At 59.4% G+C, this 14,373-nt stretch carries 13 protein-coding genes and 1 tRNA gene; 6 read left to right on the forward strand and 8 right to left on the reverse strand.

Going from position 1 to position 14,373, the window contains the following annotated elements; translation table 11 throughout:
* Positions 1 to 533 precede the first annotated feature (533 nt).
* Both BM399_RS14780 and BM399_RS14790 read right to left on the reverse strand, forming a co-directional pair.
* Positions 534 to 610, reverse strand: a tRNA-Met gene (locus tag BM399_RS14780).
* A gap of 881 nt (positions 611 to 1,491) precedes the next feature.
* Positions 1,492 to 2,901 (reverse strand): DUF6513 domain-containing protein, encoded by a 1,410-nt coding sequence (locus tag BM399_RS14790; protein ID WP_092868529.1) that lies wholly within the window; start codon positions 2,899 to 2,901, stop codon positions 1,492 to 1,494.
* 139 nt (positions 2,902 to 3,040) lie between these two features.
* On the opposite strand from BM399_RS14790, the gene cobF reads away from it, so the two are divergent.
* Positions 3,041 to 3,805, forward strand: a complete 765-nt coding sequence (gene cobF / locus BM399_RS14795) for a precorrin-6A synthase (deacetylating) (protein ID WP_092868530.1) — start codon at positions 3,041 to 3,043, stop codon at positions 3,803 to 3,805.
* 10 nt (positions 3,806 to 3,815) lie between these two features.
* Here the strand turns inward: cobF and BM399_RS14800 are convergent, their stop codons facing one another.
* Positions 3,816 to 4,733 (reverse strand): LysR family transcriptional regulator, encoded by a 918-nt coding sequence (locus BM399_RS14800; RefSeq protein ID WP_092868531.1) that lies wholly within the window; start codon positions 4,731 to 4,733, stop codon positions 3,816 to 3,818.
* Positions 4,734 to 4,860: 127 nt separating this feature from the next.
* Between BM399_RS14800 and wrbA the strand changes: the two genes are divergently transcribed.
* From wrbA to BM399_RS14820, 4 genes are all read left to right on the forward strand, one after another.
* A complete protein-coding gene (gene wrbA / locus BM399_RS14805; protein ID WP_092868532.1) occupies positions 4,861 to 5,460 on the forward strand; it encodes an NAD(P)H:quinone oxidoreductase in 600 nt (199 codons plus the stop codon).
* A gap of 129 nt (positions 5,461 to 5,589) precedes the next feature.
* Complete coding sequence (locus tag BM399_RS14810; RefSeq protein ID WP_092868533.1) at positions 5,590 to 6,525, forward strand: ring-cleaving dioxygenase; 936 nt, start codon at positions 5,590 to 5,592, stop codon at positions 6,523 to 6,525.
* On the forward strand, positions 6,522 to 7,166 hold the full coding sequence (locus tag BM399_RS14815; RefSeq protein WP_092868534.1) for an alpha/beta hydrolase: 645 nt from the start codon (positions 6,522 to 6,524) through the stop codon (positions 7,164 to 7,166). The genes BM399_RS14810 and BM399_RS14815 overlap by 4 nt, the downstream gene beginning before the upstream one ends.
* A 4-nt stretch (positions 7,167 to 7,170) precedes the next feature.
* Positions 7,171 to 7,773: a flavin reductase family protein gene (locus BM399_RS14820; RefSeq protein ID WP_092868535.1), complete on the forward strand. Its 603-nt coding sequence runs from the start codon at positions 7,171 to 7,173 to the stop codon at positions 7,771 to 7,773.
* Positions 7,774 to 7,874: 101 nt separating this feature from the next.
* On the opposite strand, the gene BM399_RS14825 is transcribed toward BM399_RS14820, so the two are convergent.
* The 3 genes from BM399_RS14825 to BM399_RS14835 all read right to left on the reverse strand — a co-directional run bounded on the left by BM399_RS14825 (position 7,875) and on the right by BM399_RS14835 (position 9,741).
* A complete protein-coding gene (locus BM399_RS14825; protein WP_092868536.1) occupies positions 7,875 to 8,402 on the reverse strand; it encodes a Dps family protein in 528 nt (175 codons plus the stop codon).
* A gap of 78 nt (positions 8,403 to 8,480) precedes the next feature.
* Positions 8,481 to 8,792 carry a DUF302 domain-containing protein gene (locus BM399_RS14830; RefSeq protein ID WP_244531276.1) on the reverse strand — a complete coding sequence of 104 codons (312 nt, stop codon included), beginning with the start codon at positions 8,790 to 8,792 and terminating at the stop codon, positions 8,481 to 8,483.
* A gap of 361 nt (positions 8,793 to 9,153) precedes the next feature.
* Positions 9,154 to 9,741, reverse strand: coding sequence for a TetR/AcrR family transcriptional regulator (locus BM399_RS14835; protein WP_092868538.1), 588 nt, complete (start codon positions 9,739 to 9,741; stop codon positions 9,154 to 9,156).
* A gap of 250 nt (positions 9,742 to 9,991) precedes the next feature.
* Here BM399_RS14835 and BM399_RS14840 point away from each other — a divergent pair, with 250 nt between their 5' ends.
* Positions 9,992 to 11,182, forward strand: coding sequence for an acetyl-CoA C-acyltransferase (locus BM399_RS14840; protein ID WP_092868539.1), 1,191 nt, complete (start codon positions 9,992 to 9,994; stop codon positions 11,180 to 11,182).
* 23 nt (positions 11,183 to 11,205) lie between these two features.
* Here the strand turns inward: BM399_RS14840 and BM399_RS14845 are convergent, their stop codons facing one another.
* Both BM399_RS14845 and BM399_RS14850 read right to left on the reverse strand, forming a co-directional pair.
* On the reverse strand, positions 11,206 to 13,185 hold the full coding sequence (locus BM399_RS14845) for an ABC transporter permease (protein WP_092868540.1): 1,980 nt from the start codon (positions 13,183 to 13,185) through the stop codon (positions 11,206 to 11,208).
* Positions 13,182 to 14,270, reverse strand: coding sequence for a quaternary amine ABC transporter ATP-binding protein (locus tag BM399_RS14850; protein ID WP_092868541.1), 1,089 nt, complete (start codon positions 14,268 to 14,270; stop codon positions 13,182 to 13,184). Before BM399_RS14850 ends, BM399_RS14845 begins: the two co-directional genes overlap by 4 nt.
* Positions 14,271 to 14,373 lie beyond the last annotated feature (103 nt).

Below are 14,373 nucleotides of genomic sequence, written 5' to 3' on the forward strand. Positions count from 1 at the left end.
AGCCTCCTAGCGCATTCGCAGAAGCTCGCAACTCCCGGGGCTTTCGGCCCATTAGCTCGAAGCTTCGGGAGCCTCCTCCGCTCTCTCAGTTTCACCTTCGAAGCCGCCTTCGTCGACGGCAAAAGAAATGGCGAGGAACCGTCGCAACGTCGAGCACGACCTGGCGGCCGTCGAGAGAAAAATTCAAAGCGTCGTCGCTGCGATCGAAGCGGGAGGCGATCCGCGGGCCCTGGCCGCCAAGCTCAACGAACTCGAGGCCGAGCGGCGCACGCTTGAGCAAGTGAAGCCCGGCAAGGCGGCGGCGTCGCCGTACACCCGAAGGCAGCCTCGGACTTTGCGGAGACGGTCCGTAAGCTTCAAGGTCCTGGGCGCTGGTCCGCCGAATACGGGGCAGGCCGTCGGCTTCGTCCGCGAGCTTATCGACCGAATTGAAATTCGCCCGACCCGCAAAGGGACGCCGGTTGACATCGATCTCGTCGGAAACTTGACGGCGCTATTTTTGGAACCTAGCGCGAACCGTGTAGTGAAAACGTTGGTTGCGGGGGCTGGATTTGAACCAACGACCTTCAGGTTATGAGCCTGACGAGCTACCGGGCTGCTCCACCCCGCGTCACCAAAACGCGCGGCCCGGTATGGCATGCGCGTCCGTAGGATAAACAAGGCCGCTCGTTTCGGAGCGGCCTCTGCCCGCCGTATAGCACAAAAAAATCGTCTGGAAACCCCTAACTTCAGATTTCGTCGACACACTCGCCGCTGCGCCGAGAATTCAGCCTAAACAAGCGCTCGATGAAGCTGCGGATAGCGGCACAGAGCACAAGTGTCGCGTGCAGCTAGGGCGCCGGGGAACGAAAACGAAGGCCTGCGACGTTCAACCCTGTCGGATCCAGAGATTCCGCAACCAGGTATGAGGCCGTCACGTCGCGACGGTAGTTGACAGCAACGACCCTCGGAGCCTTGCGAGCTCGCGGCCGCTGGTGTGACACAGTCGGCTTGGCACGGGTGCGCTCCTTGGCGATGGCTTTACCCAAGTGACCGCCCAGCGCCATGTACCCGCCCGACCAATTCGTCCCGATCACCAACGAGGCATCACTGAGGCCCTGAGCGAAGCTGCTTCGGACGTCAGCCAAAGTTGTTGCGGCACATATGACGGCAATCGCCACAAACCTGAGAAACGCCATTGCATTCGGTCCGATGTTTAATGATTCTGGCTATATAGAGAGTCCGCAATGCTTCGGTAAACAAAAAGTTAATATGTTTTCCAATTCGACCCATTCCTGCTCATTTATTTAAAAAACGCCGTTTCCGAGTTATTTCGCCAATTGCGAATTCGGGGATTCTGGATCGATCCTATTCGCCAATTCGCCCGGCCCATTATTCTTCGACGGGCTCATTTCGGAGTTCAGCCGGCAAAAAACGCCGACAGCCCGACGTGACTTTCTTCGCCGGAACTCATGCGTGATGCCGGCGAAGACCAAAGCTCGGCGCGGCTCTTCAGTCAGTCTTTGACGACTTCGGCAGGGTGGTTCCCGCTTCCTTGAACTTCAGCAAGTGCGCATCGTCAGCGGCGCCCTTCGTCTCGGCAACGACGCCGAATTGAAGCGGCTCGTCCTGCGCGTAACGCTTTCCCAACCGGTATGCGATCTCGGCGCGGGCGGTCTCGACGCCGAGATAAAACGCGTGGCCGGGATCTGCACGCGTATCGAGATGCGGGAAGAGCTGAAACGGATCTTCAGAGACGTGATGACCGTTGCGGTTGTAAATATGGACGCCATCTTCCGCGACCTCGATGCGATAATTCTGATCGCGAATCTCGGCCGCGAGCGCCTTTATTTCCGCAGGCGTCGATGCAAATCCCTTGCGGTCCCTGAGGGCCATGAGGCCTTCGCCAAATCCTTGAGGAAGCGCTTCCGCCTTGCGTGCCGCAAAGAATTCGCGTCGTGCCCGGTCGAATTCCTTGATCGCCGTTCGGCAATGCGGACTGACCTGCACGGCGAGAACCGCCGTGATATGTAGCTCCGAGCACATGCCCATCAGCAGCGCGTTGATGCCGGTCGTATCGGCGTCCGTCAGTTCGGTGACGTTGCCGATCCCCATGAGTATCGGAATATCGGGGCGGCGTTTGCGCAAGTCATAGTAACGAGCGACTGACGCCGTGAATCCGTAATGGATCGGATCGAGAATGGGATCGGCGTAAAACGGCTTGCCTTTGGCGATCATGATATCGATCACACGATCGAGCGAGGCCATATCCGCCGCTCCCGCAGAGATCAGGATCGGGGTCGCTGGGCCTTCGTCGACAATCGATATGGTCTTTTCGTTGAGGCTGAAAAGATAGTCGGCGCCTGCGCGCGTTGCCCTGGACAGTTCCTCGGAGTTGAAGGAATCCACGCTCACCTTCGCGCCGTCGGCGTGCAGCGCTGCAATTGCCGCTTCGAGATGCGGAAACGGGCTATCCGGGAGGCAGCCAAGATCGATGACGTCTGCGCCATCGGCACGCATCTTGCGCGAACGTTCGACAATCTGTTCCGGCGTCAGCAGCGTCGCGTCGACGATTTCGCCGAAGATCGTGACGTCGTATTCCGAGAGGTCGACTTTGCGAGCCGTCTGCCCGAGATAGGCCGGCAGATCTGCGATCTCTTCAGGGCCGCGTTCGAAACGCGTGCCGAAGTGGTCGGAAAGCCGGTCGATATCGCCGCGAAAACGGCCCGGGAGAATTACCCTGTCGGCATTCTCGGGGAGCTTCAGCCGCCTCTCGACGATCTCCGTCGTCATCAACGCGGCGACCTTGACGCCGACGCTGGCGACGATCGGTTCCAGATCGGCGTCATTGAGTTCGCCGGCGATACGCTTGACCCGGGGCTCGGCCAGCGATCCGGTTACCAATACAATGCGCTTGGCCATAGGCGGGCATTTCCCTTTACGTGTGCGTCTTGCGTGAAGTGGCACCGAACGGGGCGCGGCGCAATCACCCCAGCGCTTCCCATCGACAAATCACTGGATTTACGGTTTTCGTCGTTGCTCAATATGGAGATGCGTTGCCATGAAGACGGTTCTTCTCATAGGTATCGGCGCCGGAAATCCCGATTACGTGACGATGCAGGCCGTCAAGGCGCTCAACGAGGCGGACGTTTTCTTCTTCCTCGACAAGGGACAGGAGAAGGAAGACCTCATCAATCTGCGAAGAACCATTTGCGAGCGGTTCATAGAGGACAAATCGTACCGGATTGTCGAGGTTCCGGGTCCCGTCAGGGACGTGGAGGCGCCGGACTATAAATCCGGCGTGCAGGCATGGCACCGCGACAAGGCGAAAATCTTCTCCGATCTCATCGGCAACGAGCTTGCGGATGGCGAGGTGGGCGCGTTCCTCGTTTGGGGTGACCCTTCCCTCTACGACAGCACCGTGCGGGTGATTGAGCACATCATCGCTGAAGGCTTGCTGGCGTTCGAATACAAGATCATTCCCGGGATCACCAGCGTCCAGGCGCTCGCGGCGGAGCACAAGATTGCGCTGAACCCGATCGGTGAGCCCGTTCACATCACGACGGGGAGACGGCTCAACGAAGGTCTACCTGACGGCGTCGACACCGCCGTGGTCATGCTCGACAATGGATCGGGTCTCCGAGCTCTCATCGATGAAGACGTCGATATTTTCTGGGGCGCCTATCTCGGGACGCCCGATCAAGTCCTGATTTCCGGAAAACTCAAGGAGTGTGTCGAAGCGATCGAAGAGGCGCGCTCGGAAGAAAGAAAGCGCAAAGGCTGGATCATGGACACTTATCTGCTACGGCGAAAACCGCGGCCTTAGGCAACCAGTCTTAGCCGTTGCTGCCCCAGTCGTCCCACGGGGGCCGCTTCCCGAACCGATCGACGAGAAAATCAATAAATACGCGGCTTTTTGCGGCGAGGTATCGGTTGGGCGCGTAAAGCGCGTGGATCGTCAGATCGGCAGGACAATTGTGCGGCAGGACGATTTCCAATCGGCCGGCGGCGATGTCTTTTCCCACGATAAACATCGGAAGCATCGCAATGCCGATACCTTTCACGGCCGCGTCGCGCAACGCATCGCCGTTGTTTGACGCCATGCACGCCCCAATGGAAACGGAAATCGGCTCGCCGTTTTCGGTCAGATGCCAGCGTTGCAATGAAGTTGTATGGCCGTAGCTCAGGCAGCGGTGATCGACCAAGTCGGCGGGCGTCTGCGGCGCGCCGTGCTTCTCGATGTAGCCGGGCGACGCGACAAGTACGACGCGGGCGGGGGTGATGCGGCGCGCGATGAGGCTTGAGTCGGCCGGGGTGCCGATCCGAACCGTCACGTCGGCGCCTTCTTCCAGCGGGTCGATGAACCTGTCGGTCAATATCAGTTCGACCTTGAGATCGCCGTAGCGGATCATGAAGTCGGCGACGGCGTCACCCAGATAGAGCGTGCCGAACGACATCGGAGCGTTGACCTTCAGAGTGCCTTTCGGCTCATCGTGAAGGCGGGATATTTGCGCTTCCGTCTCCTCGACCTGGGCGAGGATTGCGAGGCACCGCTCGTAATAGGCGAGACCGGCCTCGGTCGGCGTCACGCGACGTGTCGTGCGATCCAGAAGGCGCGCACCGAGGGTCTCCTCCAGCTCCATGACGGCCTTGCTGACGGCGGACCTCGTGAGGCCAAGCCGGCGCGCGGCTTCCGCGTAGCTGCCGCTCGCGATCACCTTCACCAGCGCGTTCATGGCCTCGAGCTTATCCATTGCATCCTTTTTGGAAACAGTATGAGTGAATTTTGACGGATTGAGCGAATCCGGTCAACAGACATATGGTGTCTTCATCGGGCGGCGACGCGTCGCCCAGCACATTCACAGGTCCCGGAGGCACGCCATGACTAAGGTTCTCGTTCTCTACTACTCGAGCTACGGCCACATCGAAACGATGGCCGGGGCCGTGGCTGAGGGGGCCCGGGAAGGCGGTGCCGAGGTGACGATCAAGCGCGTTCCGGAACTCGTGCCGGAAGCGGTCGCGAAGGCCAGCCATTTCAAGCTCGATCAGCCGGCACCGATCGCGACGGTCGACGAACTCGCGGACTATGACGCCATCATCATCGGTGTCCCGACGCGGTTCGGAAACATGCCGGCGCAGATGAAGAACTTCCTCGATCAGACGGGTGGCCTTTGGTTGTCCGGCAAGTTGATCGGCAAAGTCGGGAGCGTCTTCACATCGACGGCCACTCAGCACGGCGGCCAGGAGAGCACAATTCTCTCGACGCATACCGTGCTGCTGCACCAGGGCATGGTGATCGTCGGGCTCCCTTACTCGTTCGCGGGTCAGATGGGCCTGACGGAAATCACCGGCGGTTCGCCTTATGGCGCGTCGACGATTGCGGGCGGCGATGGCTCGAGACAGCCTTCGGAAAACGAATTGGCAGGCGCGCGCTTCCAGGGCCGTCACGTCGCGCAGATCGCGGGACGCCTGAAGGGCTAACCGCACTCCTACGGATCGTCGCCGAATTGGCGACGGTCTAGTTCCGCCGGCGACGATTGAAGCGCCGGATCGCCTAACCACATTGGAAAGCAACACAGCAAATCTCGTGCAAACGAGAAAGGAGAAGTCATGTCTGGAATTCATCACGTGACTGCGATTGCTGGCAATCCGTCCCGCAATCTCGACTTCTACACCAAGGTTCTTGGCCTCAGGCTGGTCAAGAAGACGGTCAACTTCGACGATCCGGGCACCTACCATTTCTATTTCGGAGATGAGACAGGCAATCCGGGTACGATCCTGACCTTCTTCCCGTGGGATCATGCTCCGCGTGGACGCAACGGCGTCGGCACAGCGCAGCAGACGATGTTCCGCGTACCGGAAAGCGCGATCGGCTATTGGGCGCATCGCTTCATCGAGAAGGGCGTGCCGCATGAGGCGATCGAGAAGCGCTTCGGGCGTTCGGTCCTGGCATTCAGCGATCCTGATGGCATGAGCCTCAGTCTCGTCGGCGTGCCCGGTGCCGAAGCGGAACCGGCTTGGCAGGGCGGCGACGTCCCGGCAGAGCACGCACTGCGCGGCTTCCACGGCGTCAGTCTTCTCCTTGAGGACGCGACACGTACCGGAGCTATCTTGACGGATGTTTTCGGATTTACCGAAACCGAGAGCGAGGGACCGATCAGACGGTTCGTCGCGAACGGCACGGTGGCCGGCGGCATCGTCGAGATCCGTGAAGCCAAGGGATTTCTCCCCGGGCACATGGGGCGCGGCTCGGTCCATCACGTGGCGTTCCGCGCCGCGAACGATGAAGTGCAGGCCGAGATGCGGAAGAAGCTGGTCGAGAACCACGGCATCCGTCCCACGGAGCAGAGAGATCGGGACTACTTCCGGTCAATCTATTTCCGCGAGCCGGGCGGCGTACTCTTCGAGATCGCAACGGACGAACCGGGATTTGCCATCGATGAGCCTCTGGCTTCTCTCGGCCAATCCTTGAAGCTGCCGCGATTCCTCGAAGACCGCCGCAAAGAGATCGAAGCCGTCTTGGAGCCTTTGGAGCAAGCAGCATGACGACGCTTACGACAGACCTCATCCGCGCGGGCGCACCCATCGGTGCCGCCCGCGCGGCGATGATCATGGTTCATGGACGCGGCGCGAGCGCTGAGGGCATCCTCGGACTCGCGGACGCCTTCGATGCGCGCGACGTCGCCTACGTTGCGCCGCAAGCGGACGGCGGAAGCTGGTATCCGTACTCGTTCATGAGCCCCATTTCGCAAAACGAGCCGTACCTCAGCCGCGCGCTTGAGACGCTTGGCGGCGTTGTCGAGGATCTTCACCGGCAAAGCATGCCTTCCGAGCGCATCGTTCTCTTGGGATTTTCTCAAGGCGCTTGCCTTGCGGTCGAATTCGCGGCCCGCAACGCTCGTCGCTTCGGCGGGGTCGTCGCACTGAGCGGCGGTCTCATCGGGCCCGAGGGCATGAAGAGAAACGACGCGGGCACGCTTGCGGGCACGCCGGTGTTTCTTGGCTGCAGCGATGTCGATTCTCACATTCCGCTGGCGCGGGTGCATGAATCGACGGCGGTGCTGACAAAGCTCGGGGGCGATGTTACCGAGAAAATCTATCGCGGAATGGGTCACACCATCATTCAGGACGAAGTCGACCACGTCAAAAAGATCTTGGCTGGCATTGGATCGCCGGAAAGCAGGTAATGGAATGGAATTCGACTTCGAGAAAATGACCGCGGACGATCGTTACAAGATTCTGACCAGCACGATCGTACCGCGGCCCATCGCCTGGGTAACCACCACATCCAAGGACGGCGTCCGCAACGCGGCGCCGTTCAGCTTTTTTACGGCTCTCAGCAAAGATCCGCCGCTGCTCGTGCTCGGCATCTCGCCGGGCGGCGACGGCACCATGAAAGACACGGCGCGGAATATACTCGATACGCACGAGTTCGTCGTCAATTTAGTGCCGCGCAGTGCTTCGCACTCCATGAACCTGACGTCCAGCGTGGTGCCGCCGGGTGTCGACGAACTCGAGATCGCCAATCTCGAAACCCGGCCGTCGCTCAAGGTCAAACCCGAACGTATCGCTATAAGCCCTGTTGCATTCGAATGCCGATTGCATACGCCGGTCGAGTTTCCAAATCAGCTGATCGCGCTTGGACAAGTCGTGCAAGCGCACGTCGACGACGTGTTCATTCTCGACCCCGAGAAATTTTATGTCGATACCATTGCGATGGATCTCATCGGGCGCATGCACGGCCGAGGCTGGTATACATCGGCGGATGGGATGTTTCAGATCGACCGGCCTTGATCGTCTGCCGGCGTCGAAAGTGGCGCCGAAACGGAATTCCGGCGCCACCACGCGTAAGTATCAGAATGTCTTCATGACCGAAGTTTCTTCGAGTGAAGACCTCAGGCCTTATGAGAAATATCTCGCGTCGCCTCGAACAGGAACCACACGCGCCGCTCCGCTTCGTCGATCCAGTTTTCGAGAAGACTTGCGGTGGCTACATCGCCATGCTCGTCGCATAGATCGTGAACCTGCCGCATTTCGTCGACGAGTTGGAGATTGTCGTCTCTCAGCTCGGAGAGCATATCGTTCGGGGTAACGAAGGGAGCATCGTTATCGAGGATGCGCTTCTGGCTATTGATCTGGCCAATGGAGCGGAGAGTCGTACCGCCGATCTTGCGAACCCGCTCTGCAATATCATCCGTTGCAGCAAAAATCTGATCGCCCTGCTCATCCAGCAGCAAGTGATAATCACGGAAATGCGGGCCGGACATGTGCCAATGGAAGTTCTTGGTCTTGATATATACTGCGAAAAAATCTGCTAGAAGCGCCGTCAGTGCACCAGAAAGATCTTTGATGGCGTTGTCGCTAAAGCGAGAGGGCGTGTCGAGTGGAAGCTTGCGTCGGGCTTTCGCGGATTCCGCTTTCATGACTGGCAGTTCCTTACCTTTGGTTGCTTCGGTAGAGTTCCTTCAGAGAGCGCGCCGCAAACCTCTCAGCACAGCTCATTATAAATTATGGTCTCCCGTTGCCTCTTCGAGCACGGCTTTTAACATGGCGGACATTTTGTCTAAAGTCGGTTGAACGGCCGACGCTATTCCATACTGACTTACCAGCCAATCCAAATCGATATGCGCGACCCACGCGACGCCTTTGTCATCCTCCCAAACGAGAACCTTCAGTGGAAGTTCTAATCCAATTGCCTGCGACTGCTGCATAAGCAGTGTTCCGACGTTTGGGTTGCCAAAGAACAGCACTTCGGTCGGCCGAAGATCAAGTCCCACCTTTTTTGCTGCGGCTGCATGATCGATGCGGGCCATTAGGGTTTGTCCCTGTTCGGATACCGCAGCGGCCAACCTATCGGCGGTCTCTCTCGCCCGGTGGTGGCTTCGATGCGTGGCCACTCCATTGACCATGACTTGGCAACCTTTGGTTGGACATTTGAGAGCTAGTATAGCTTGTTCCAGACGATCCGTTCCAAATACCTAAGGCGGTTCCAGCTATCGCAAAATTAAATAAAATTTTCGACAGCGGGAGCGACCCAGAATTTCATCTGCTCACGTCCCTTTTCAGAATAAAACCGGCTTCTCGCTGGAAAGTAAATGGGATCCTCTGGATCCATGTCTCGGCCGGCGCAATACATCGGCAAATACCGGCCGACCGAGAACGTGTCGGCGAAGACTATTCGTCGATGAGCGCGGATCGGACGGACTGTAAAATCTCATCCGAAATGGGGTGACCTTTGGTCGACCGCGCGAGCACCAGTCCGCCGACGAGCATCGAGAGCTGCGCCAGAGTTTCTTCACGTGTCGCGGCTTTCTTTTTTCCTGACAATACAGGGGCAAGCCTATCGACCAGCGTGTCCATTGCCGTCGCGAACGCGGCGCGCACTGGTCCTCTCGGATTTTTGCGCGCGAGGTCGCCGCACATCGCAGCTGCGGGACAGCCAAGACCAACGGAGTCGCGGTGATTTTTTGATGCATAGCGCTTGATGAACTCGGCTCGCGCTGCCTTCCGGTCCGAGCCGTTTCGCTCGATGAACCCTTCGTAAGTGCTACGCCGATCTTCGAAGGCCTTCGCGCATGCTTCCGCTACGAGCGCCTCCTTCGAACTGAAATGTCCGTAAAAGCCGCCGTGGGTGAGGCCGGCTTCAGCCATCACATCGGGAACGCTGACGCCGTCAATGCCGTGCTCGAGAAAAAGCCGGGACGCAGCGTCGAGAACGTCTTTCCGGTGCTGATCCGCCTGCTTGCGCGATACCCGCGGCATAATTTTCCTCCTTCGGCCCCGCGCATCCGACTTTCCGGCTGCCGGGGATATATTTTCATTATTGGCGTGGTTCCACCCGCGCCTTGATTAGCACAAGTCATCGCTGTGTCGAGGCGGCTGCCAACCCGCGCATTCCCGGCAAACCGGGTGCGGCAACATCGGCGTTGCGGCGGGCCTCGCCTTATTTAATGACGATCATCATATATTATTCTTCACGGCATGCATAGCCAATCGAGGGAGGATCCAAGAGATGTCGCAAGACCCAATCGTCATCGTATCTGCGGTCAGGACGCCGTTAGGCCGCTTCTTGGGGGACCTCGCGCCTCTCCGGGCGTCAGAACTCGGCGCGCATGCAATCCGCTCGGCGCTCGAACGCGCGAATCTCTCACCTGAGAAAGTCGACGAAGTCGTTTTCGGTAATGTGTTGACCGCCGGCCAGGGCCAAGCTCCGGCGCGTCAGGCTGCGAGGGCTGCCGGGCTTCCCGATGCGACCGGCGCGACGACGATCAACAAGGTTTGCGGGTCCGGGATGAAGGCAACGTTTCTTGCCCATGATCTCCTGGTGGCCGGTTCTGCGGATATCATCGTTTCAGGTGGCATGGAGTCCATGTCGAACGCGCCGTATCTTCTCGAGAAGGCGCGCACCGGTTTCCGCATGGGCCATGGGCAGGTCTTGGATCACATGCTGCTCGACGGCCTCGAAGACGCTTATGAAAAAGGCCGGAGCATGGGCGATTTCGGTGAAGCCACCGCGGAAGCCTACCAGTTCACACGTGCAGACCAGGACGCGTTCGCGGTCGAGACTTTGACGCGAGCGCGAGCGGCGGTGCAAGGCGGGGCGTTCAAAGCTGAGATTGCGCCCATTAAAATTGCGGCCAAGGATGGCGAAAAAGTCATTTCGGACGACGAGAACCCGCTGAAGGTTTCGCCGGAGAAGATCGCGAAATTGAAGCCGGCTTTCCGGCCAAACGGAACGATCACCGCTGCGAGCGCCTCAGCGAATGCCGATGGCGCCGCCGCGCTGGTTCTCACGCGCCGTTCGATCGCCGAGCGTGAAGGACTTCCCATTCTTGCGGAGATCCGCGCCCACGCGACGCACAGTCAGGAACCGGCGTGGTTCACGACGGCTCCGATACCGGCGATGCGCAAAGTTCTCGCCAAGGCCGGATGGGCTGCGGGCGATGTCGATCTTTATGAGATCAACGAAGCCTTCGCGGCGGTTGCCATGGCTGCGCAGAAAGAACTTTCGATCCCGCGCGACAAGCTCAACGTGAACGGTGGCGCATGTGCCCTCGGGCATCCGATTGGCGCGACAGGCGCGCGACTCATCGTGACGCTGCTTCACGCGCTCGAGCATCGGGGCGTCACCAAGGGAATCGCGTCCGCCTGCATCGGCGGCGGCGAAGCTACCGCCATCGCCATCGAGCGCGTGCTTCAGTAAACCCGGAGCTGCGGTTAGGCCTCTTAGACGAGGCCCAGCCGCGACTGCAATCGATCGGTCGATGCCCTGAGAAGGCGGTCGGCGACGATGCCGATGAAAGCGATGGCAAAGCCAGCAGTGAGGCCTCGCCCGGCGTCGGCTTTTGCGAGAGCAATGAACACTTCCTGTCCAAGATCCCGCGTTCCGATCATCGCGCAAATGATGATCATGCTGAGTGCGAGCAGCACGGTCTGGTTCAATCCCAGCATGATTTCCGGCAGCGCCAGCGGCAGCTGAACCCGCCAAAACATCTGACGGGGCGTGCAGCCCGATACGGTCGCCGCTTCGATGAGGCTTTCGGGGATCTGCCGAATGCCGTGGTTCGTATAGCGGATTGCGGGGACAATCGCGAAAAGGACGGTTGCGATCATTGCCGTCACGTCACCCACGCGGAACAGCATCACCACCGGAATGATGAAGCAGAAGGACGGAAGCGTCTGCAGCGTGTCGCAAATCGGCATGAGGAAGGCGGCAAAACGATCGCTTCGAGACGCCGCGATGCCGAGCGCTATGCCGAATATCGCGGCTATCACCGCCGATACGCCACACAAATACAGGGTCGCCATCGATTTTTCCCAAAGCCCGGTCGCGGCGCAGAAAGCCGTCATCAAAACGACGAGCACGGCGAGACGCGGACCGGAAAGGCGATAACCGGCGAGGCCCACCAGAAGGACCATTCCGAGCCAAGGGAATTCGACAAGAAAATCCCGGATCGGATTGAGGACATAGAGCAATAGAATTGTCCGGAAGGCTTCGATGGCATCGAAGAAATGGATATTCACCCAATCGACGACGGCCTTCCACCACGGCGCGGTCGACATCTTGATAGCGGCCGGGACTGACGCGAACGCAGGCAGGAAAAGGCTCAACAAGGTTGTGCCAGCAAGAACGGCGACCGCGGCCGTCAGCATTGGATACCGGTGCACGAAATTCTGATCGGCGACGTGGACGGACGGCCGCTGGCGCGCGGCCGCCTGGCTCAGTCGATCCAGCACGATGGCGAGCGCGACGATCGCGAGGCCTGCTTCCATGCCCTGCCCAATCTTCAAAGCCCGAAGAGCGAGCAAGACGTCGTAGCCGAGGCCGCCTGCGCCGATCATCGAGGAAATGATGACCATGTTCAGCGCAAGCATAATGACCTGATTGACGCCGACCATCAGCGTCGGGCGGCCGGACGGCAGCAGGACCTTCAGCAGCTTCTGGCGCTCAGTGCATCCAACCATCTCGCCGAAATCGTCGATCTCGTGTGGCACCCGCTTCAGCGCCAGCACCGTCGCGCGCACCATCGGCGGCATGGCGAATATCGCCGTTGCAAGCATGCCGGACACCGGGCTGTTGCCGAACAGGAGCAACATCGGGATGAGATAGGCGAATGTCGGCATCGTCTGCATCAGATCGAGCATCGGCTGAATGATGGCGCGATCGAACCAAGGCTTACGAAAGGCGACGATGCCGAGCCCGAGCCCGATGACGACGCAAAGCGGGACGCTGATTGCAATGAGCGCCAGCGTAAGCATGGCGCTATCCCACTGTCCGAAAAGCGCGATGTAGATCATGCAGCCCGCCGCGAGTGCGGCGAGCCTGCCGCCACCGAAGGCAAAGCCTGCGAGGGCGAACGCGGCGCAGATACCAATCCACGATAGGCGAGGAAGCACGAGTGCGTCGGGGCCGTAGCCGAATTTCCAGCCCTTTGCGAGCAGAGAGATGGCCCACTGAAGAGGAACGTTGACGATGTCCGTTATGCCTCGAGTCAACCACGTGAAATTGGCTTTCACCCACGCCATGAACGCGGAGATCCAGTCAGAGATCGGGATGACGGCGTCGGAGGGATATTTGACAGCCCAAGGTGCGATGCCGGGCATCATGTAGAGAATTGCAACGACGGTGACGGCCGCGATCCATATGAGCGTCCAGGAGGATATCTGGGCGGGCCGCGCCGTTATGGACGTATCGGCGACGGTCATATGCGTTCCTCGCGCGTCAGATCACGATCGGCGAGCAAATCGATGACCGCGTCCGGCGTCACTTCTCCCAGTGGCTTGCCGTCGGCTCCGGTCACTAGAAAGTTTTTCCGGACGCCGACGATGCGCGCAGAGAACGTCGACACTTTATCTGTTGCCTGCACCGTTCCACCGTAATCCGCAGACGGCGATACGGGCTGCATCAGGCGGGCAGCCGACATAACCTTGGCGCGCTGCACGTCGCGTGTGAATTCCGCGACATAATCCGTCGCCGGGTGCAGGACGAGTTCTTCGGGGGTGCCGGTTTGAATTATCTCGCCGTCCTTCATGATGGCGATGCGATCGGCCAGCCGGATCGCCTCGTCGAAGTCGTGCGTAATGAATACAATCGTTTTCTTCAGCACGCTCTGCAAGCGAAGAAGTTCCGTTTGCATCTCCCTGCGAATGAGCGGATCGAGCGCCGAGAACGGTTCGTCCAGAAACCAGATCTCCGGTTCGACGCAGAGGCTTCGTGCGATGCCGACACGTTGCTGCTGGCCGCCTGACAGCTCTCGCGGATAGAACTGCTCACGGCCATTGAGGCCGACAAGTTCGATGACTTTACGGGCTCGGGCTTCACGCGTTTTGCGGTCCACGCCCTGCACCGACAATGGAAACGCGATATTCTCGAGCACTGTCAGATGCGGCAGCAGCGCGAAGTGCTGAAACACCATACCCATGCGGTGGCGGCGAATTTCGATGAGCTCGTCGGGCTTTGCTTTGAGCAGATCCATGCCGTCGAGCTCGACACTTCCCCATGTCGGCTCGATGAGACGCGAAAGGCAGCGTACAAGTGTGGACTTCCCCGATCCGGACAGGCCCATGACAATGAAAATTTCACCGCGCCTCACTTCGATCGAGGCATTCCGCACGGCGCCGACGAGCTTTGCCTCGCTGAGATTTTCCGACGTCACCACGGCCGCGCGATCGGCAAGAAACTTCGCAGCTCCGGCGCCAAATACCTTCCAGACATTCTTGCAACGCAGCTTCACCGGCCGGTCGTCTTCGGTCAGTTCCGCTTCTTTGCGCATCGGCGCTTGATCGTTCATTCCAAATTGCCTCATGCGCTCGCTTGGGATTTGCTTCTAAACAAAGAGAACCGGACAGCCTTGGCAAAGGCCGCCGGTTCTGGTCGTTTCAGTACGTGCGGCA

The organism is Hyphomicrobium facile, from assembly GCF_900116175.1.
Taxonomy (GTDB): Bacteria; Pseudomonadota; Alphaproteobacteria; order Rhizobiales; family Hyphomicrobiaceae; genus Hyphomicrobium_B; species Hyphomicrobium_B facile.